At 39.6% G+C, this 20644-nt stretch carries 18 protein-coding genes; 1 reads left to right on the top strand and 17 read right to left on the bottom strand.

Features of this window, described 5'->3' with window-relative positions:
* Window positions 1–3: 3 nt before the first annotated feature.
* From Q7A_RS06965 to Q7A_RS06925, 9 genes are all read right to left on the bottom strand, one after another.
* On the bottom strand, window positions 4–1512 hold the full coding sequence (locus tag Q7A_RS06965) for an O-antigen ligase family protein (protein ID WP_014706633.1): 1509 nt from the start codon (window positions 1510–1512) through the stop codon (window positions 4–6).
* A 250-nt stretch (window positions 1513–1762) separates the two neighbouring features.
* Complete coding sequence (locus tag Q7A_RS06960) at window positions 1763–2407, bottom strand: CpsD/CapB family tyrosine-protein kinase (RefSeq protein ID WP_014706632.1); 645 nt, start codon at window positions 2405–2407, stop codon at window positions 1763–1765.
* Entirely contained in the window at window positions 2388–3743 is a 1356-nt protein-coding gene (locus tag Q7A_RS06955; protein WP_089418516.1) for a GumC family protein, read from the bottom strand. The genes Q7A_RS06960 and Q7A_RS06955 overlap by 20 nt, the downstream gene beginning before the upstream one ends.
* 18 nt (window positions 3744–3761) lie before the next feature.
* Window positions 3762–4886, bottom strand: coding sequence for a polysaccharide biosynthesis/export family protein (locus Q7A_RS06950; protein ID WP_014706630.1), 1125 nt, complete (start codon window positions 4884–4886; stop codon window positions 3762–3764).
* A gap of 451 nt (window positions 4887–5337) precedes the next feature.
* Window positions 5338–7275: an asparagine synthase (glutamine-hydrolyzing) gene (gene asnB, locus Q7A_RS06945; protein WP_014706629.1), complete on the bottom strand. Its 1938-nt coding sequence runs from the start codon at window positions 7273–7275 to the stop codon at window positions 5338–5340.
* 13 nt (window positions 7276–7288) lie between these two features.
* The gene (locus Q7A_RS06940) at window positions 7289–8494 is read right to left on the bottom strand and encodes a glycosyltransferase family 4 protein (protein WP_014706628.1); all 1206 of its coding nucleotides are present in this window, start codon (window positions 8492–8494) and stop codon (window positions 7289–7291) included.
* Between the two features lie 47 nt (window positions 8495–8541).
* Complete coding sequence (locus tag Q7A_RS06935) at window positions 8542–9459, bottom strand: glycosyltransferase family 2 protein (protein ID WP_041354439.1); 918 nt, start codon at window positions 9457–9459, stop codon at window positions 8542–8544.
* Between the two features lie 40 nt (window positions 9460–9499).
* The gene (locus Q7A_RS06930; RefSeq protein WP_014706626.1) at window positions 9500–9859 is read right to left on the bottom strand and encodes an SMR family transporter; all 360 of its coding nucleotides are present in this window, start codon (window positions 9857–9859) and stop codon (window positions 9500–9502) included.
* Window positions 9856–11286: a UbiA family prenyltransferase gene (locus Q7A_RS06925; RefSeq protein WP_014706625.1), complete on the bottom strand. Its 1431-nt coding sequence runs from the start codon at window positions 11284–11286 to the stop codon at window positions 9856–9858. The genes Q7A_RS06930 and Q7A_RS06925 overlap by 4 nt, the downstream gene beginning before the upstream one ends.
* 85 nt (window positions 11287–11371) lie before the next feature.
* Between Q7A_RS06925 and Q7A_RS06920 the strand changes: the two genes are divergently transcribed.
* On the top strand, window positions 11372–12598 hold the full coding sequence (locus tag Q7A_RS06920; RefSeq protein WP_014706624.1) for an ArnT family glycosyltransferase: 1227 nt from the start codon (window positions 11372–11374) through the stop codon (window positions 12596–12598).
* Window positions 12599–12604: 6 nt separating this feature from the next.
* Here the strand turns inward: Q7A_RS06920 and Q7A_RS06915 are convergent, their stop codons facing one another.
* The 8 genes from Q7A_RS06915 to Q7A_RS06880 all read right to left on the bottom strand — a co-directional run bounded on the left by Q7A_RS06915 (window position 12605) and on the right by Q7A_RS06880 (window position 20609).
* Window positions 12605–13600, bottom strand: a complete 996-nt coding sequence (locus Q7A_RS06915; protein WP_014706623.1) for a glycosyltransferase — start codon at window positions 13598–13600, stop codon at window positions 12605–12607.
* Window positions 13597–14127, bottom strand: a complete 531-nt coding sequence (locus Q7A_RS15515) for a serine O-acetyltransferase (RefSeq protein ID WP_014706622.1) — start codon at window positions 14125–14127, stop codon at window positions 13597–13599. The genes Q7A_RS06915 and Q7A_RS15515 overlap by 4 nt, the downstream gene beginning before the upstream one ends.
* A complete protein-coding gene (locus tag Q7A_RS06905) occupies window positions 14124–15002 on the bottom strand; it encodes a sulfotransferase family protein (protein WP_014706621.1) in 879 nt (292 codons plus the stop codon). Before Q7A_RS06905 ends, Q7A_RS15515 begins: the two co-directional genes overlap by 4 nt.
* Entirely contained in the window at window positions 14983–15963 is a 981-nt protein-coding gene (locus tag Q7A_RS06900; RefSeq protein ID WP_014706620.1) for a glycosyltransferase family 2 protein, read from the bottom strand. Before Q7A_RS06900 ends, Q7A_RS06905 begins: the two co-directional genes overlap by 20 nt.
* A complete protein-coding gene (locus Q7A_RS06895; RefSeq protein WP_014706619.1) occupies window positions 15960–17036 on the bottom strand; it encodes a glycosyltransferase in 1077 nt (358 codons plus the stop codon). Before Q7A_RS06895 ends, Q7A_RS06900 begins: the two co-directional genes overlap by 4 nt.
* 115 nt (window positions 17037–17151) lie before the next feature.
* Window positions 17152–18525 (bottom strand): hypothetical protein, encoded by a 1374-nt coding sequence (locus Q7A_RS06890; protein ID WP_151903901.1) that lies wholly within the window; start codon window positions 18523–18525, stop codon window positions 17152–17154.
* Between the two features lie 21 nt (window positions 18526–18546).
* A complete protein-coding gene (locus Q7A_RS06885; RefSeq protein ID WP_014706617.1) occupies window positions 18547–19458 on the bottom strand; it encodes an NAD-dependent epimerase/dehydratase family protein in 912 nt (303 codons plus the stop codon).
* Window positions 19455–20609 (bottom strand): glycosyltransferase family 4 protein, encoded by a 1155-nt coding sequence (locus Q7A_RS06880; RefSeq protein WP_014706616.1) that lies wholly within the window; start codon window positions 20607–20609, stop codon window positions 19455–19457. Before Q7A_RS06880 ends, Q7A_RS06885 begins: the two co-directional genes overlap by 4 nt.
* Window positions 20610–20644 lie beyond the last annotated feature (35 nt).

Raw genomic sequence — 20644 nt, 5'->3', positions numbered from 1 at the left:
TCGCTAATGGCTCACATTTTTTGAAGTGGTTATTAAATCACGGTTTTGCACTGTTTTAATTTTTAACAACGCAGTAAGTAAACCAAAAAACAAATAACTGAGCGTAATGCGTTGATCAGCATAAAAATGATCAAAAAGATAAAAAATACTTTGCCCAAAGATACTCGCGGTAACGCCCAGAGCAAGAGCAAAAAGTACGGGGTCTGACCACTGACGATCGTTCGGTACAATCATTATGAAGCGCCAGAGCATCAGCACAAAAATGATCAAACCGATAGCTCCCATTTCCGCCATGACTAACAAATATTTATTGTGAACTACCCCTTTTAGTAACTCATCCTGAAACCACGGACTTAAGTGAGCAAAAAATTCCGGTATATTGGCACGAGCTGCACGGTTATAACCACCAATACCGACCCCCACAACAGGATTTCGCTGAATAATCAAAGCCGCCTGATGCATCATTGCCAATCTGGACTCAGAAGATCGTTCGTCACTCTCTGTGATACGTAAATAAATCGTAGGAAAAACCATAACGGCTATGATTATTGAAATGCCACCAATAACAAAGAGCATATTAATGTATTTACGCATAACAACACCGCGTTTGTAGCCGATAAATAGCATGAACAAAACAGCCGCAGTAAACGATATCCAGCCTGCTCGGGAGAGTGTCAATAACAGTGCGATAATGCCAAAAACAAAGAGCCCTAATATAGCCATCCATCGAACATTACCAATCTTACTTTGCCCCAGTATCAGCATCATCAGCATGGGAGGCAATAAAAAAACCATTAAATCAGCCAGTGCATTTGGATGTCCCATAAAACCCGAAGGTCTAAAAGCATGCACACCTCCAGCCTCAGCAAAGACCAAACTGGTACCAGTTGTTGTAGTTTTTGCTCCCTGGAGATCAATAATATTACCCACCATAAGTTCTAGAAACATCATCATGAAATGGACACACATAGCTAATCCAAACGCATAGAAAATCAACCGGATTTGACGTGGGGTTTTTACATAATCAGCAAAAAAAACGAAAATAACAAAATACTTGGTAAAGCTGATACATAGAAAAAAACCGGCAAGTTTGTCTTCTGATATCGCCATCGTTGCCCATGACCACAAGAGAAAAATCAATGGTAAAAAATGCAGTTTACTCCAATAAATTTTTTCTCCATGTACAATTTTTTTATCAAAAAGCCATAAAAATAATAGTGGGATCAAGAAAATATCAGACAACGTTACTGAAAGACCCGGAGTATAAATCCCTCCTTCCACAATCAACGCTTTCGTCAATGAAATCGAACTGGTAAAAACAAACCCAAAAAAAAGAACGTTTTGAATATCTTTAAACCAGAATGCCCCTGCCGCAAAACAAAGCGCCAGAAAAAGTAACACAATCCAGGTAAAACTGAGCGCACTTAAACTGACATATATAAGTGCAAAGATACCTGCCAAAGGCAGATACCAAAGAGGGTAATGCTGTATGCGACTTGCTGGATTATCCATGAGCTAAAATTAAGGCTTGTTTATCTTTCATATCCACCACCGCTGGCGGCCGTAAAAATAGTCCCAGTCCTACGGGCTGTGACTGAAAAAGCGCCGAACTGCGTGGCCTACCTGGATGTAGGTCAGGGGCGTGAGCAGGATGCGGAAGCTTTGCTCGTTGCTTATTTAGAATAACTAAAAGACGCTTCTCGTGCCTTGATTGACGCTTTTTCAGCTCATAACAGAGGCAAAGAAGAAAGACAAACAAGCCCTAGGCCCTATCGTATATAAAACGAGGAATATAGCGAAGCTTCTTGTTTAGCACCGCACCAAGAATTTTGTCTTCGGAAACGTTTAATTCACCTAATGCAAAATCCAAAACCTGCTTTCGAGTGGCACTGGCATCAATCACAATCACAATCCCATCTGCAAGATTGGCAAGGCTATTGGCACCGCTTCGAATTATGCTTGCTGAGTCGACAATTATCAGGTCATACTGGCTTTTAACGGTGTTTAAAAACGCATCCATAACATGCTGTTTAAATAACAACCCGGGACGTCTTTGCCCTCCTCCAGACAGTAGGAACAAATTATCCAGATCAGTTGTTTGATAAGGAATTGATTGCCACTCTTTATCTATTAAGACATCTGATAAACCAGCCTCTTCATTCGCATCAAAAAAATGATGTAATGTTGGAGACTCCATATTGGCATCAATCAACAATACACGATTATCCGTGATCGAAGCTGCATGGCTTGCTAATGAAGCAGAGATAAACGATTTACCTTCCTGATCACCAGCACTGGTGACATAGACCACCTTTCCATGTTGTGATGGAACAGCACTTTTCTCCAACCGTGACAACAAACGAATGGTCATTTTCTGGAACGTGGATTCAGTGCGAGAAAGTTTCATGCAGAAGTCTCCATCCTGTCAGGTCGGGAATATTTTTTTCTGGCAGCTTATCGATCCAGTCCACCGTTCCCAAAACATCCATACCGAATAACCGGTTGACCTGATCCTTGCTGTTAACAGTATGATCCATATATTCACGAAATCCTGCCATACCTAAGCCCAACACCAAACCGGCAAAAGAGCCTAACACAGCTAAAACAATATCCTTTTTCCAGCTCGATTCCCGGGGTTTAATTGCCGGCTCGACAATAATGCGATTTCCCAGTCGACGCTCATTCATTTCCATATAGAGTTCGATTTGCGACATACGTTTTTTCAGTTCCAGGTAAACCGTTTCAGCCGACGTCACTTCACGCTCTAAGGTAATTAATCGTGTATCCGTCTCAGCAAATTGATTACTCTCAGCACTAATACGAGCTTTAAGTTCTCTGATCGCTTTTTGAATGTTCGCAATTCGCTCGCTGCCCGGTTTGTATATCACGCTGGCATCAGTCAGTTCTTTTTCTCGCTCAATCAATTGTTCCTTTAACAAAGCGATTGTAGCGGTATCCCCTGGCGTAGTTATGGTGTTTTTAATCGAGTTATTCGCCTGATTCGACAGTAGCTTTTCTAAATTTTCCTGTGCAGCAATCAAATCAAGGTAAGCATCAGTAGTTTTAGCTTCGACTATACTGTATGCGCGTTCAGCGGCTTCCTGCTTAATACGGATATCGTGATCACGATAAACCTCCATGATTTTTTGCAGAACTACGGTTGATAATTCAGCACTCGGTGCTTTGAGCTCTAACTGCACGATATTAGAAGTTGTTTCTGAACTTTTACTTTTCACAGGTGCAATTGAAATACTTTTTATTAACTCAGTGACCGTATCACTGAATCCTCGTTTCTCTGGATCAGTGGGAATACCAAATTTTTCCAGCATGATTTCGTCATAAAAATCCGCAACAGGACGAAGTAAATGCACATAAGGTTTGTGATATACGTCCCAATATCCCAATTGCAATTCTTCTACAACTTGTTCAGCAATCGGTCTCGCTTCAACCAATTGCATTTCGGTTTCCATTTTACGGTTAACGGGATCCGACTGCTGCTGTTCCTGATAAGCGGCGACTCCGGAAAAAAACATCGGGTTACCCTGTTGCTCTGTCTTAATCAGGACTTTACCGGTAGAGGTATAAACAGGTGGCAAAGAGAAAATACCCCACCAGACTAAAATACTGACCAGCAAAAAAGTAATCAGAATGACATATTTATGTTTGAAAACAATATTGAAAAGATCACGCCGACTGAAAGAACTCTGGTGTTCCTTTTCTGCACTGCTGAAAATCGGTTCCACGACTGGATTCCTTGTGTATTATTGGCCTGTATTCACATTTTCGAACTTATCTACAGGATTAAGATTGTAAATAAATCCAAATGAGCTGTTCCTTAATGCCGGAATTAACGTGTAGAGATATTGATCCAGATAGTTGTTAACCTTGGCAATATTCGATTTTGGTACTATAACAATATCGTTGGGCTGTAAGGTCACATCGCCCAAAGCGGCTAAAGTAACAGGCATATCACTATCATCATTGGAAGAAATTTGAGGATTGAGGTTACGTAACATCAATTTTGGATTCTCGCCATTACTGCCTTTGCGAATAATGGCAACTTGGCGCATTTCACCCGTGTCTCTGTTGCCACCAGCCATGATAATCGCCTGCAATGCTGTTACAGGCCCCGTGTAAGGAAAAAAGCCTGGTAGTTGCACTTCACCACCGACAAAAACCTGCATGGGTGTTTCATCTCTTACAACCACAACGATGTCTTCAAGGCCTTTAACCTTTGCTCTGGTTTTGACACCATTTAAATAAAAGTTATTTTCACTGAATTCGCGAATTATGACGACTAAATTAGGCTGCAGGAGATGCTCCTCGTAAGCCTCCTTTAATTCCTTGTTTAGTTGTTCAGGAGTTTTATCTTCAACAAATAAACTGCCAACCAGAGGCAATGAAATCTTGCCATCTGGTCTGACTATAACAAGTTCATCAAAATCTGAGTGATAGGGAAACTTGATTTCTATCTGGTCATATACTTGAATGCGGTATTCTTTATTCTTTTCAATATCCGGTTCATCCGCCATCCAATCCGAATACAAGTCATTGATCAGGAGTTGTACTTCTTCAGGAGTTTTCCCTGCGGCAAGAATAGAACCAATAAATGGTAATGATATTCTTCCATCGGTTCTTACTGTGTATTCATCATTAAACTCGGGTCTGAAAGGATACTTAACTTCTATTACATCACCCGTTGCGATTCGGTATTGAGCTTTATAAACAGATACTTCAGATGACTCATCCAGGATCATGTCTTTTTCAAGCGAGAGTGGTTTGAGAGCGATATCACGGTTGGAAATATTTCCAGGAGCACATCCGGTAATGATAAAAGCCAGCCCCAGAAGTGTAAGACTGGTTCGAAATAATTGACGAAACTCCATGTGTTTATTCCATGCGTAAGTAATTAAAATTGTGTTTGTTAAACTTACAAAGTTTTCCCACTCTAAACATTAATACTACATGCACATACCCAGTCTGAGGATGTATTTAATTGAGCTGTTCAAGTAATAGGTGCTATTAAATAATAGTTATCCAGTGGTTACACTACCTGATTAATCCTATCATCAAATAATGCAAAGATTAAAGCTTAAAGATGATGATTCGATTAAAAGCTTAACAAAGATTGTCTGCTTACCAAGATGCTTCAATATTTTGAATTCATCTAGATGTTATCTTTTAATGAACACTCCTTTGATACTCTTTAATCGATCATCATAGAATTTGGCAGCGTTTTTATCTACCATCACATACACTACTTTGAAGCAATACAGAGGATGGCATGTGAAAGATGGAATTGTCATTTAAGTTTAAGTTTGTTTGACTTCTTAATTATTAGTACAAAGAAACTTGGTTCTTTTTACACCATGCCAACAAAATATAAATGGACCAGATTCTAGTCCAATATATACCAGCTTGATTTCTTTTAAATGCTACTAGTAGCTCATAGAGCAATGAAGAATTTAACCCTATTGATGAACACAAATCCTTATCATTAAATAATTCTGAAATTTTCTCTTCCATTGAGCTTTTACACCAAACATCCAAAGGTAATACAAAGCCTGATTTGGGTCGCTCAAAGATATCAGGATTTATATATCGAGCAGCAAGATCTCTTAACACTTGTTTTTTTCCAAGAGGTTGGTATCTCGTTTCTGGAGATAAACCTGCAACTGACTCAATGAATACGTGGTCTAGTAGAGGTACTCTTACTTCAAGTGATGTCGCCATACTCGCAGCATCTGTGTCCCTCATCAATCGCTGTTCAATAAACATGTTTAGCTCAAGATTAGAAATTGATTCTAAAGTTGAACAATTAACGATGTCTTCAGATAAAGTCGCATATAGAGCCTTATCTACCCCAAACTTAATATTCTCTGATTTTTGAGCTGAAAGCTTATTTTGAAATTCACTGGTAAATAGTGAATAAGAAGTTTGATAAGCCCCTATCGTATTGCCTTTAACTCTAATCAAATCAGCCAACTTTCCCCACCTTGTCTGTGGCGGCACTGAGCCATACTTTAATTCCATAATTTTATTCCACGCACCTGCTGTTAAATTAGCCAAACATTCTGGTACATGATTAATGATGTTCCCCACTTGTGTAATCTTGGGGACTTCTCTAAAACTGGAATAACCACCGAATAATTCATCGCCTCCAGTTCCTGCCAGAGCGACCGTGATTCCTGCGTCTTTAATTGCCTTACTAATAAAAAAAGTATTGATTCCATCAAATGTTGGTTGATCAATACTCTCAAATGCTGCTGTAAAGTTCTGATTAAAATCGGATTGGGTTAATTTAATTTCGTGATGGTCGGTGCCTAATGACTGCGCAACTTGCCTTGCATACTTTGCTTCGTCAAATAATGCTTCATCAAAAGACAGGTTATATGTTGAAACCTGTGTATCGGCCTGGCTCTTAGCAACTGCTGCAACCGCACTTGAATCAACCCCACCAGATAAAAAAATTCCAAGTGAAACATCGCTCAGCATATGCAATTGCATGGTTTCTTCAAAAACCGTTGAAACACGACTAACCGTTGACTGAGGTGAAGAGGAACTTTTTGGGAGACTCCAAAATTTATACTTAGAAATAATTTCACCTGAAGAAGCAGAAACCCTCATGCTGAACCCGGGAGACAGCGTTTTTATATCCTTGATAATGGTTGACTCTTTAGACGCAACAAACCCATTCCAAAGATAACTTTGCATACTTTCTGGATTTAATTTTCTAGGCACAAGACCACTTTTTAACAGTGTTCTCAACTCAGAAGAAAATAACAGCGTTCTATTTTGATCTTGCTTCTCGTAATAATAGAGAGGCTTTATACCTAGCCTATCACGACAAAATATGACTTCATCTTTACTGGCATCCCATAGCGCAAAAGCAAACATCCCCCTTAATTTTCCAACAAAGCTTTCACCCCAGTGTCGATATGCAACCAAAAGAACTTCAGTATCCGTTTTGGTTTTAAAGGACTCACCTTGAGCAACAAGTTCATCTCTTAAAGACCGATAATTATAAATTTCACCATTAAAGGTAATAGCGTTTCCAGAAACCACATCAATCATTGGCTGATGTCCGTCTTGACTCAAGTCAATGATAGCTAAACGCCGATGACCAAAAATAACGCCTTGATTTTTTTGGGTAAGCTTATGCTCCCAAACACCTTCCCCATCTGGTCCCCGGTGCTTTTGTAATTCATTCATTAAATGAATTTTTTCTGAGATAAAATTATCTACAAAGCCTATTGCACCCACAATTCCACACATATTATTTCCCTAATTAATGAATGGTAGCCAGCGCCCGCTCCAGCTTTGGAATTTCAGTGCTTACCAAATGATTTGATGTTACTGCAGAATAACCGCGCTTACCCATTTCTAACAGCTCATCTGCGGTCATATTAAGTGATTTACTCATTACTTCAGCCAGTTGCACAGAATCATTTGGCGTGATCAGCCAGCCATTCTCACCATTCTTTACCAGCTCAGGGATACCAGCTATATGCGTAGTTATTACGGGTCGATTAAGAATAAATGACTCCATAATCACAACAGGCAGCCCTTCTGCAAAACTGGGTAACACCATCGCTCTAGCTGAAAGAATCAAATTTCTAACATCATTGCCCGTCACCCAGCCTGTAATAGTCACATATTTATCAAGTTTTTTTTGAGTGATATACGCTTCAATCTCTCCCCTCAACTCACCATCACCAGCCAGCACAAGTTGGCACTCTATTCCTTCATTTATAAGTATTTCAAGCGCATCGATCAGTATAAAATGGCCTTTTTGTGCCGATAACCTACCAACACATATAAAAGTCTTGGTATCGGCGTAATCAACACTTTCATCCCCCATAAAGTACGAGTCAACAGTGCACCCAACTACCTGCACTTTTGGCCAGCTGGAAACTGGAATCCAACGCTTCACTTGTGATGCACAATAATTTGATATCGCAACCACAAAAGAGGCTTCTATGGCTTTTTCTTTCAAACTTAAACCGATAGGAGCATCAAACTCGTCTGGGCCGTGGATAGTAAAAGAATATGTAATTTTTTTCCCACTCAAAAGCCGGACAGCATACGCCACGGCAGTAGCGTTAGTTCCAAAATGAACATGAATATGTTTTAAATTATTATCTAATAGATACTTTAAGAGTACACAAGCCTCAACAAAGTATGCAATATGTCTAATATGTCCTCGCTCACTACGTCGACTAAACAAGAACAGTTTTTTTAAAGTATTAAAACTTCTAACAGGGGATTTCAAAAACAAAAAAAATGTTGTTAGTAACATTTTTAGCTTATTGCTCGTTAGTAGATAAATTGTTTTTTGCTGCTCAATAATATCTTGCTCATCAATACATTTTGATGCTTGTCTTATAGAAAACCGTTGAACATTATGACCTCGCTTTTCAAGCTCGATAATCTCACGCCTGATAAAAGTATGACTAACTGCTGGGTACTCCGTCGTCAGATAGGCCAAGTTCATAAATTAAAAGTCATCCATTAAGTTAAGTTCACTAAATTATGCTCAGATTAAACGTTTTTCCAGACAGTGGCGCGTTGCTGATTTAATTCTTCAGTAGCTCTTGCCTTCCCTTTCAACAAACACTGCCATTGATACTTATTAATGAACTTGACCAGTTCTTTATCTTCAAACCGTGGTTTACGTTGCAGCAGGCTTTTCATATAGCCCCACCACATGGCCGCACCGCCAAGAAAATAGGGAGGATGCAACATTCGAAAGATCGATGATGCTGTCATGTAGGTAAGGCCGGTTCCCATAAAATATTGACCAAATCCATGACGCATGCGCCCAGTAACAATACCTTGCTGGCTTGATCCCATTGGCCGTAAATGAATAAAGCGTAAATCAGGCTCATCCCAACTTACTGCAATCCAGCCTAGCTGACGACATTTATGACAATCAATGCCATCCCACATAACCTGACGAACAAATCCACCAATTGCTTCAAAACAGGTGCGTCGATAAAACTTGGTCATCCCCACCGACATTTCATCACCACATTTTTCGCTTATCAAATCACCGGTTTTTTTATCACGAAAATAGGCCTTGCCACTACATGTGCCAATCCGGGGATTCTGCTGCATACGTTCGATCAACGTTTCAAAGTATCTGGGTGGTAAATCCAGATCCAAATCCAGCTTACAAACATAATCAAATTGAGAAACATCCACCTGATCATAGCCATGATAAAATGCCTCAATAACACCAGGCCCTACACTGCGATGACCTCGGTTTTCACGAGTAATAACTTTTATAAATGGATACTTTTCTGTATATTCAGCCAGAATATTTGGCGTTTGATCAGTAGAGCCATCATCCACAATAACCCAGGAGTCTGGCTGCACCGTTTGATTCACCACGCTATCCAAAGTAATGCGCATATACGCGGCTTCGTTCCTACATGGAGAAACTAGTAAATAACTCATAAAACTTCCTATCAATTTTCTATAGGTAAAATATTATTGTTTATCGGGCAAGCAGAAATACACCAGAAACAACAAGCATTGTGCCAATCAATTTTTGAATAGTGATCGGTTCATGTAATAAAAAGTGAGCAAAAAGCATTGTGCCAACGAAACCAAGTCCAACAAAAGGATAGGCTCGGCTCACTTCTACTTTTGTTAAAACGTAAAGCCAAAACACCATACTCATGCCATAACAAAATAAACCCAATATCACGAACCGATTCAAAACCAGCCCGGCAGTTTCAAATGAGACCCACGTTTCAGGAAAGATTAGTCTCCCCATCCCAGCTTTTAAAGACAATTGAGCGGCAACCGATAACATTACGCTGGCTAAAATCATTAATAACGTAAGATAACTCATAAAAGTTTAGCCAACAAAGTAATAGTTAATATGAAGCAAATGGTAGCAAGACTTCCTTTATTTTTAATTGAAAAAACAATTGGATCGTCATGCATTTCGCCTCGATTGGTTTTCAACCACATTCGTAAAAACCAATAAGCAAAAGCAGGTAATGTTGCCCATAACAATATTGGCATTGAATAATCTTGGCCTTCCATTGAGACTTGAACATAAAAGGCCATCAGTAACAATGAAATAAAAGCTGATGTCACACCAAAGCTTTGCATCAAGTAATAATCATCAACCTGATAATCTCTTCCAGTGGCTTTATCTTTATTAACTTTAGATAATAACTTTAATTCAGCACACCGTTTCACCAGCGCCAAGCTGAAAAACGTAAACATGGAAAATGCTAGCAACCAGAAAGACAGTACAACATCAATCACCATGGCTCCGGCGATAATACGGATGGTAAATAAACTGGCCAGAGATATCACATCCGCAATCACATAGCTTTTAAGAACAAAAGTATAGAGAAGCGTCAGGATCAGATAAGCCAGAATAGATAATTGAAATGCAGTATTGGTAAAAACAATCGACCCAATCAAGGTGACAATAATCAGAACGGTTGCTAATAGGATGGCTTCTTGAATAGGTAACATGCCTGAAGCAATAGGTCGCAAGCATTTTCGAGGGTGTGCTCTGTCGGCATCTATATCAAGTAAATCATTTAAAAGATAGGTTGCCGAGGCAAGTAAAGAGAATAAAAGGAACCCAATCAGCGCATTCCCCCAAACCGCTGGTTCGAGATAGAGCGATGATACAAATACTGGCACAAAAATAAGTGTATTTTTCAGCCACTGGTGTACCCGCATGGCTTTTAATGCAATTTTCAGTTTATTGATTTTTCTGTCAAATACACGTGTCACTGGCCTTTTTTTTGATAATCGTAACGCTGACGCAGTGGGATTAACTAAAAATGATTCATCAGCCTTATCAAATAGGCAGAAATCAAATGTCTCATTGCCTGCATAGGCAAACCTTGGAGAAACTTCCAGGCAGTGTTTTAATTTGTTCTCGCCTTTCATGTTAAATGTGGCTGAAGTGGCCAACACACCATCAAAAATCCCCAGATGCTCAGCGATAGCATCCGCATGATTTTGATGACTAGCCGTTGCCAAGTATAACTTTCTACCCTGTTCACGCTGCTCTTTGAGGAACACCAAGAAGTCCTGGTTATAAGGAAGTGTGGCAGCATTAACTTCTACTCGCTCAGCAAGCTTGTGTTTTAAATTCGCCTTACCTTTCGTTAACCAGCCGATTAGTAAGAAAATGTTTAATGGGTTTTGTTTTAAAAACTTTAAACTAACTTCTAACAACAAGTCCGTATAAATTAGTGTTCCATCCAGATCCACAAAAAGTGGGGGCATGTCCTTATCGACAATCATACAAAAGATTCTCTGTTTTACTCGTTAATCAATTTACGTCTACAATAAAACTACTGAATTTATTAGACAGGGACGTAGCTGAGTGATGAAAGATACATTGATGACACCATATGCAAAAAACACCTTATACATTGTTCTGATTGCATTAGCATTACGCCTTCTTTGGCTTTTACTAATCCCAGTGATACCAGTATCTGATTCGGTAATGTATCACGAATTTGCCAAGAGTATTAGTAGTGGTAACGGCTATGCTTTTCCTGCAGGAAACCTCACGGCTTATTGGCCTGTGGGTACCCCAGCTATTTATGCTTTCCTTTACACACTGTTTGGTGAATCATTCTTCGTCATAGCTGTGTTCAATTTAATAGTCGGCTTATTAACACTTGTCTTAATGATGGCGTTGGCTCGGCTCTGGTTTAATGAACAAACAGCCTATATTGTTGGTATCCTCTACGCAATATGGCCCTCTCAAATTCAGTTCACTACGATTTTGGCAAGTGAAACCATATTCAATGTGTTTATTTTGCTAGGTTTATTTTTCTGGTATCGATCACAATCGAACACGCTTTCTAATTGGATTATTGGCACTATCTTTTTTGTTGCTGCAACATATGTCCGTCCAATAGCCTTATTAATTCCTTTTATCCTGATTGGCTTAAGCTTTCTACGTGGCTTTGATTTTAAACAATTGTTTAGTTCGTCCATAATTATCGTGATCACAATGACTATTTTGATTGCGCCATGGGCAGCACGAAACTATGATTTATTTGATGAGTTTGTTCTGATCTCTACCAACGGCGGTCCTGTCTTCTGGATGGGTAACAATCCTGATTCCACAGGTGAATACATGCCACTGCCGAAAGATCTAGAATTTGATTCAGAAACCGAGCGAGCTGATTACTTTAAATCTGAGGCCATCAAACATATCAAAGAAGAGCCAGGTATTTTTGCAAAGAGATTAGCAAAACGATTTGTGGACTATTTTCGTTCTGAAAATATTGGTGTGAACTGGAACATCGAGGGTATAAAACAACAAGGACTGGATAAAACAGTGCTACCACTTAAATTAATGAGCTCAGGTTATTGGATTTTCTTAGTCTTGTTAGCTATCTATGGAGGAATACGGATAATTCGGTCAGATGGATTTTATAATGCCATTACTACCACACCCATCATTGCTTTAATTTCATACAATACAGCATTACATACCATTATTGCCTCTGGAGACCGGTATCATTTTCCAATAATACCTTTTGTAGGTTTATTAGCTGCTTATGCTTTATTCAGAATGAAGAGTCGGATAGAAACTTAAATTGAGCTACTTATATTCAATTAAACCACCCTGCTTTCCATAAGCATAATTTTTTAAAAAAGCTATAACGCCCACAAACTGGGGCCATTTACCCAAAACGTTAGATGTCGCGTAAATGAAACTATGCTTTAACGAACCCAACTTATTTTTATACTGAAGCCCTAATCGCAGTATTTGGAGAGGATATAACAACCATAAAAAGAAAAAACTACTCTCAACCCAGTTCAAAAGAAGAAAAATGATTGGGATGACTGCCGCCCAGATAACAATACTTCGGGTTTCTTTTTTTCGAAAATTTTCTGGTTCTTTCCCATGCAAAGAATAACTCTCAGCATAAGCATGTCCTGCTCGTTCATTGCGCTTCCACCACTGCACGAAATGGGTCATCTCAGCATCATGCAGTGTCATTTCTGCATCAATACGGTAAATTTTCCAACCAGCTTGTCGCAGGCGGTAACACATTTCCGGCTCTTCACCAGCGATCATTGAATCTCGATAACCTTTCAATTGATTGAAAGCGGAAACTCGAACAAGTGCATCGCCGCCACAAGCCAAGGCTTCGCCAATTGGAGTATTCCACTCAATATCACAAAGCTGATTATAAATGCTTGCTTGTGGAAACCTTTCACGACGACGTCCACAAACAACCGCATAGTCGGGATTCTCGCCGAGAAAATGGCTTGAGAGCTCAATCCAGTCCTCAGCTACCTCACAGTCACCATCAACAAACTGAATAAACTCAATATTTGGATATTTCTGCAATAAATAATTAACACCCGTGTTACGGGCGCGAGCAGCCGTGAAAGGTACATTGGTATCCAGCTCAACTACTTCTATACCGAGTTCTTTTGCTGATTTGACACTGCCATCTGTCGAACCTGAATCAACGTAGACAATACGGTTTATATCAGCTAAGGATTGCAGACATCGGATCAGTCTTTGCCCTTCATTTCGACCAATGACAACCCCTCCGATGTTTGAGACAAATCGTTTTGAGCTCATGGTTCAACTTTTTGTGTAAAGCCGATAACTTTTGCAGGAATGCCCGCCACGATAGCATATGCGGGTACATCCTTGATTACCACGGCATTAGCACCGATAAGAGCATGCTCCCCAATGGTAATATTGCCTATAATTTTTGCCCCAGCGCCAATATCAACATGTCCACCTATTATGGGTGCTCCAGGGTCGCCTCGTTTCACACCTATTGTCACCTGTTGATGAATCAGACAGTTGACACCGATAAGGCTTGATGGATGGATGACTATCCCATTGGGATGCGGGATTGACAAGCCACCACCCAACTGACTGTTCAATGGAATATCCGCACTTGTAATTACCGACCAGAAACGGTATCTCAGTACAGCAAAACGCTTAAGCATAGCTGACAACAATGTTCTTCTTTGATTATGGGCGTTATAGTCTCTTATTGATTTAAGCAATTTACGATTAGGCATCCAAAAACCTGTTGGTTTTTCTCTTTGCCAGTCTGCGACTTCTGAAGAAATGCCTGTTATATCGTTGCTCATGAAGACCCCTTCTCCGATGCGTAAGTGATTGCATTTTCACTGAATGTAGCGGTTTTGAACTCCTGCCCCAGAATTTTACTTAGCTTAGCTAAATCGTCATCAAAAATCCGGTTCAATTGATCGATATTTGAAGATGATATCGTGGGTTTTTTTCGCATCGACAGGAATTCCCTCACCCGTGTTCTGAAACTTTTTGGAATTAGCCGCCTTCTCAACCACGTCATTACAGCTGATTCAACTAATACGTTATAACCATTAAAACGTCTCACCCTCTGGCTTGAAACATTTTGTTCAGAAAGATTTTCATGCCACTTTACCCGTTGAGGTGCTATTCCCAAAAACTTCGCCACTCTTTCCAGCTCAGCTTGTGGCCTGACTCGTAAAGTTTCATTAAAGACAAACAAAATATTGTCACGTCCGTAGACGTCAATATACGGCTGAATTTGATAAGCGTACCGGCTGTAATTTACAAGCTCATCATATCGGTCTATTGCTTCATTAATATCACAGCGAAAAATATTCTGTGACCACTGATGAATATAATGCGAAATCAGCCGCTCAACAGGGTGTCTTAGAACGTATATCAGTTTTATATTGGGTAATTCTGATTTCATCCGTGTAATAGTGTCTGGATAGTCAGGCAACTTAGTGTAATGGGTACTGGACTCGCCACACAGCTGATTAGGCTCTGCGTTACTGAACAGGTTCAGGTACCAATCCCGGCCCATGGAAAACACTTCGTCGTCACTGAAGTAGTATGGCTCCTTTGGCGTAGACATAAAAAAATCTGGTTGAAGTGCAAGTTGTTCGTGCAACGTACTGGTCGCACTTTTCATTGCGCCGATAATGATGAAATCAGGTTTTCTTGTAGTCATCTGGATGCGTATACTTTTTAAGTGGATTAAAAAAGTTTGTCCAGATATCCTGCCATTGTTTCTCAGAGATATCTGGGGTGTAATTCGATGAAATCAGACTTCTCAATCGGGTAATCGTCGCGCCGAAACACCAAAGAATATTGGCCATAAACAGCCCGGAACGTCCGTAAATCTGATAAAAATATCGGCTTCTGGATTCATAATAGTAAAGCGGTAAGCGTTTTCTGAGTTGCGTCTGTTTTTTTACTGGAGAGCTGCCGCCACGGAGGTGTACAACATGTGCTTCGGGATTATTAAGTATTTTCCAGCCAGCCTTCCTGGCGCGATGACAAAATTCTGCATCTTCAAAGTACATAAAAAAGCCCTCATCCATCAGGCCAATCTGTTTAAAGACTTCTTGTCGGATCATCACACAGGCAAAACTGGTCCAGTCTGAATAACTGGATGTATGTTCCAAAGGCTTGGCAACCACATACTTTTTAAACAGTTTGCTAAAAAAACCTGTTTTGGCCGCAGATAAGAATTCACTTACAGGGGTATGCATGTTAAAGCAGCTTTGTTGAGGTTTGCCATCCAACCATTCCAGCCTTGGACTTACAATACCTGCTGATTCGTTGGTCTTAATCGTTTCAAGTAAAGTTTCAATAGCGCCCTTGCGAACAACTGTATCGCTGTTCAGTAAAAGATAATAGCGTGCATTTATAAAAGAGAGACCGAGATTGTTGCCAAAAGCAAAACCTCCATTGAACTCCGAAGGAATCAGGTGTACCTGTTCAGCATTGTTCTTATCCATCCATGATTGGATTTGTTTTACAGAGTCATCTTTTGAATCATTGTCAACAACAACAACATGGATGTTTAGATTAGCTATTTCTGGCGAAAGCGAAGCCAGACAATCACAGGTCATTTCTGGAGTTTTATAGTTGATGATGACAATCAACAAATCTATTTCTGGACTCATGACAATGGCAACTTTTCATCTACCTTTTCGACCAGTTCACGAATAAAATTCTGCTGCCGCTGTTCTGAAAAAAGATCTTTAAGATAGTCTATCGATGCTAAATCAAGAGTTTCTTCACCTCTGTCAAAACGCTCAACTGCAGCGAGAATCTTTCTGACGAAGTCTTTAATGTCGCCGCAATGAACTTCTTCAAAACAAGGTAAATGAAAATATTCTTTATTGGCTTCCCCCGTGTAACCAATCACTCTATTGCCTGACATTGCTGCCATAGCCGGAGGCATCGCCAAGCCTTCAAACTCACTAAAGGACAGGAAAATCTTCGATTCATAAAAAATATCGTAGACTTCTTGTTCCGTTACACCATCAATAGCTTTAATTGACCAGTTAGCTGGTAATTTATCGCCCAGGAAAAGCAGCACAAGAGCACTATGTTTACCCAGCTTTCTGGGCATATAAGTAATGATATTTTTTTTGTTCTCAATGGGTTGGTATTTTGCTTTGTTTATAACAAAGTAAGATCGGATTATTTTTTCGGAAATTTCTGGGAATATAATATTGATGTTGTCAATTGTATCGTTTGAGTTTCCAATGACGATTTCTGCTCTTCCATATGCATTTTTTAATTCATCAAAACTAACGATTTTGGCCATTACTTCAACACCGATCGAATAGCCATTTTGAACATGAATTCCATACTTAATACCAAGTTTCTTCAGTTTGGAAGCATATCGTGCAACCATTATCTCGGGAATCATAACAAAATCACTTCTCGCGTTAAGTCTGCAATTTCTTCTGAACTGTGAGTTATGAACGAATTGCTCGATATTGTGGAGCGGATTAAGAGGATAAAGTACTTGTGATTCAATACCGTTGAGATTTATTTTATTTATTGTATCCGAATGGTGATGAGCAACAATACTTCCACCAGCAGGGTGCTTCTGGACTGGAAGGATAAAGATTACATTCTTTTTTTCTGGAGTTTCTTTGGCCAACTTGAAAGGGAAAAAAAGCTCAGACTTTATTAATTTAATTCTTGAAATTAGTCTTTCAGTTTTCAACAGTATTTTTCTCATTTATACAGGTTCCAGTTGTAGAGGTTTTAAACATTATGAATAAAAAGTCGAAAACATTTACGTGGTTGGTAAACCATCAGAACACTCTTAAACATCTAATCGAAAAGCACTAAGACTACTTTAAACTAGCGTTAACTTTATTAACTTGCCATTCTCTAAGAATCTTTTTATACCTTCCAAATAACGCACCTATAACCAGCCAATATAATGGGTGAAGAGATGAATTAGGCATTTGATCCAGTAATATCAATGCAACAACAAGACTGTGGACTGACATTAGATATTGTTTATTTTTCTCATCCTCACTTCCACGTAGATATTTTTGTGTTCTGTATGCAAGGTATATAGACATCACTACGAAATAAAATAATGTAATAAACCTTAACCACCCCCCCGTACCAAGTGTAATAATCCAATTTCCATCAGTTACACTCAAGTCTGCACCAGTTTCTGGATCATAAACACGGTTACGGCCCCAGGAGCCCCATCCAAATTCAGGCTTTTTCAATGCGTGTTGTAATAGCGTATTTTCGTGTTCGAACCTGAAATTCAGAGATTGAGCACGTTCCGGACTCAATGACTCGGCTGTATTTACAATTTCCTGATGTGGGAAAATCCCAATACTGGAAGTAATCGGATAAGTCAAAAAGATGGTAGCGATGCTAACAGAAGCCAGATGTATTTTCCGTGGAGAAAATAAACTAATTATTGTTATTGCAATTAACGCATACGCAATTGCCCCATAACTTTTCTGAAGTACAATTGTTACGAATAAGACTAATAAAAGAAGTCTATTATCAAAGCGCCAAGCCCGTATTTGTGCCTTATGTAAAGCAAAGAGACAGGCAAAACCTGCGGCTAAAAACGTTGCTACGACCAATCCATGCCCAAGGAATACAACCGCTCTAAAACCACCGTCTCGATACTGTTGTAAAAAAGAGTGTGGAAAATATCCATAGATGGTTGAATGTAACTGTGGACTCATTCTGATTTCATACAAAACTGGTATCGAATATAAGACCGCTGCAATTGCCACGAGTCTGAGCAACAAAACTTGTCTATCATAAGTATTAAAATATGCCACCCCCAATAAAAACGGGAAAAAATTCAAGAACTCGATTCCAGACTGCGATAGTCCATCATAAAGACTCAAGCCCTGTATAAAGAGATAGCGTTCCTGATTCGTAATGCTGGTCAGAAAAGGCGACACAATCAAGGCCATTAAGACAAATTTGTGCCAGCCTTTTAGCTCCTTGTAACCTGTAGGTTGGTTTGTAATTATCAGATATATCAACAAAACCAATGAGGTAAGGGTATATTTATTGAGTGGCGGAATTACAGGAAAATCAACTTCAAACCCGGCTGGCAGCAGCAAATACGCAATCAAAAGAGACAGTAGAATACCCTTCGCCGTACCGAAACGTTTGAGTAAAAAAAACATGACCAGTGGCCAGGTAAGCAGTGAGCTATAAGCAATTACATTTGGCAAAATAGAATTCTTTTTTTGCTATTATTTCAAACCGTGCTGAAGTGTAAGGTTCAAGCCCCGCTCAATCGGTGTTTGTGGAACCCAGCCGAGTGATTTTTTAGCTAACTGGTTATCCAGAATCACTTCCGGTATATCAAAGCTTCGTTTTGATTGATAAACAACTTCAACCTCTTCGCCTTTGTACTTTTCAATCATATTGATGATTTGATTAAGTGAATAACCGACACCGCTGGAAATATTGAGAGGACCTCTTTGCTGGCCTTTCATGGTAGCAAGACATGCCGAAACAACGTCGTCTATGTATACGTAATCTCTGACAACACTTCCATCACCCCATACTGTGATGGGTTGCCCGTCATTGATTTTGTCAATGCAGGTTCCAATAAAACCCTGCACACCTTTGTGTGTTTGCCCAGGTCCATATGGGTTTGAAGGTCTTAGAATAGTAGCATCAAGCTGATAAAGTTCAGCATACATTAGAAGATACTTTTCGATGGCAAGCTTTACGATGCCATAACTACATGTCGGATTAGTAGAATGATTTTCGGTAATTGGCAAACTTTTAGGTGTGCCATAAACAGTACCACCAGAGGAAAGGTAAACAATACGCTTGACGTCAGCGTTACGCATTAATTCTAGAAGCTTTACCGTGTTGACCAGATTACTCTCAATGTCATGAACCGGATTTTTATTAGATGTTGCAGGTACTGATGTACTAATTAGATGAAAAACTATATCAACACCGCTCATAGCCTCTGTAAGGCTCATAACATCTACAAAATCCGCCTGGACAACGTCATTAATATCTGGAAATTGTTGTCTGACAGCTTCGATATTTCGATCGAAAACTCTAACCTGATGCCCTTGATTCAGTAAGCCACCAACAAGTGCACTGCCAATAAAACCACTACCCCCTAGCACAAGCACTTTCATTGTTTCTCACCTATCCTTGTCATTAATGCATCTGCTCGACGCATTCCAACATTATGCCACAAGAAATACTCCGATCGTTCATAAGCTGCCATTGATAATTCCCGCCGTTTTGAAGGCTGTTGAGCAAGTGATAAAAGTGTTGAAACCCAGCCTTCTTTATCATGTGGTTCTATAATATAACCTTCAATCCCATGCCTTATCACGCCATCCCCCCCCATAGGTGAGACGATGCAAGGTAACCCAGCACCAATTGCGAGGTAGGTCACCAGAGGGCTACCCTCCTCAAGACTCGGTAACATAAATACATCTGCTTTTTTGAAATATTGGTCTATATCAGTTGTGAAATTGATAAACTCAAACCGTGGATCATCGCGATAAGGTTTAACAATATGCTCAATTGCCGGGTCAATGCTGCCGATGATGACCAGATTACCGCTCAAATCAGCATCTCTCCAATATTGAAGTAAAAGATGGATACCTTTTCTTACAATACCGCTCCCGACAAAAAGCCCATTAAGCCCATCAGTTTGCAAATTATTTTTTTCTGGATAATGACGCTGATGCTCACCTAGACCATAAGATGTTTGAATTAACTTTTGAGGATCAACACCATTCTCAAGCATGGATCTGGTGACATTTGGGCTTGGACAGAAAATGTAATCTGATATCGATAATTTCTGATTTTCAACAACGATAGCAGATTCAGAGATACCTTCGAATGCACCAAGTCCCAAAGATTGATATTCACTTTCAAGGATTTGACGGGCGCTGGTTTGGTGTGTGTTTATCGCTTCATGAAGAATCAATTTATTTTTTTTCTTTGCTTTAACATATAGCTTATGGGGACATCCAGTCCAAAAATGGACAGCTTCATTATTTTTGAGATTGGCCATCAATTTACACGTTAACAGATTATGTAGTCGATTTTCTGACAGCAGTTTCCGCGAAAATGTATATACTAAGTGGTTAGTAAAAAGAGGTATTCTAAGGGTGTTGTCATAGCCCATATCGTTAAAATAAGACAAGATACTGCATTTAGTCTTTGGGTTATTCATTGCAATAGCAATTGAATCAGAAGCATAGCCGATTCCATAAGGTGTAATATGCCTTGCATCACACGCTAATAATCGAAAAGTCAATTTTTCATCCATTCTAAATTTACATTTAAGTTAGGCTGTATCGCTTG

Origin of the sequence: Methylophaga nitratireducenticrescens (assembly GCF_000260985.4) — a bacterium.
Lineage (GTDB): Bacteria > Pseudomonadota > Gammaproteobacteria > Nitrosococcales > Methylophagaceae > Methylophaga > Methylophaga nitratireducenticrescens.
This window is presented reverse-complemented; position numbering and strand designations above follow the sequence as displayed.

Bases quoted from the DNA above. Each gene is read 5' to 3' on its own strand.
- Q7A_RS06935 (WP_041354439.1), bottom strand. From the start codon at position 9,459: ATGAGTTATTTACTAGTTTCTCCATGTAGGAACGAAGCCGCGTATATG.
- Q7A_RS06900 (WP_014706620.1), bottom strand. From the start codon at position 15,963: ATGAGTCCAGAAATAGATTTGTTGATTGTCATCATCAACTATAAAACT.
- Q7A_RS06925 (WP_014706625.1), bottom strand. From the start codon at position 11,286: ATGATTGTCGATAAGGACATGCCCCCACTTTTTGTGGATCTGGATGGA.
- Q7A_RS06930 (WP_014706626.1), bottom strand. From the start codon at position 9,859: ATGAGTTATCTTACGTTATTAATGATTTTAGCCAGCGTAATGTTATCG.
- Q7A_RS06895 (WP_014706619.1), bottom strand. From the start codon at position 17,036: ATGAGAAAAATACTGTTGAAAACTGAAAGACTAATTTCAAGAATTAAA.
- asnB (WP_014706629.1), bottom strand. From the start codon at position 7,275: ATGTGTGGAATTGTGGGTGCAATAGGCTTTGTAGATAATTTTATCTCA.
- Q7A_RS06920 (WP_014706624.1), top strand. From the start codon at position 11,372: ATGAAAGATACATTGATGACACCATATGCAAAAAACACCTTATACATT.
- Q7A_RS15515 (WP_014706622.1), bottom strand. From the start codon at position 14,127: ATGAGCAACGATATAACAGGCATTTCTTCAGAAGTCGCAGACTGGCAA.
- Q7A_RS06880 (WP_014706616.1), bottom strand. From the start codon at position 20,609: ATGGATGAAAAATTGACTTTTCGATTATTAGCGTGTGATGCAAGGCAT.
- Q7A_RS06950 (WP_014706630.1), bottom strand. From the start codon at position 4,886: ATGGAGTTTCGTCAATTATTTCGAACCAGTCTTACACTTCTGGGGCTG.
- Q7A_RS06915 (WP_014706623.1), bottom strand. From the start codon at position 13,600: ATGAGCTCAAAACGATTTGTCTCAAACATCGGAGGGGTTGTCATTGGT.
- Q7A_RS06905 (WP_014706621.1), bottom strand. From the start codon at position 15,002: ATGACTACAAGAAAACCTGATTTCATCATTATCGGCGCAATGAAAAGT.
- Q7A_RS06885 (WP_014706617.1), bottom strand. From the start codon at position 19,458: ATGAAAGTGCTTGTGCTAGGGGGTAGTGGTTTTATTGGCAGTGCACTT.
- Q7A_RS06960 (WP_014706632.1), bottom strand. From the start codon at position 2,407: ATGAAACTTTCTCGCACTGAATCCACGTTCCAGAAAATGACCATTCGT.
- Q7A_RS06940 (WP_014706628.1), bottom strand. From the start codon at position 8,494: ATGAACTTGGCCTATCTGACGACGGAGTACCCAGCAGTTAGTCATACT.
- Q7A_RS06965 (WP_014706633.1), bottom strand. From the start codon at position 1,512: ATGGATAATCCAGCAAGTCGCATACAGCATTACCCTCTTTGGTATCTG.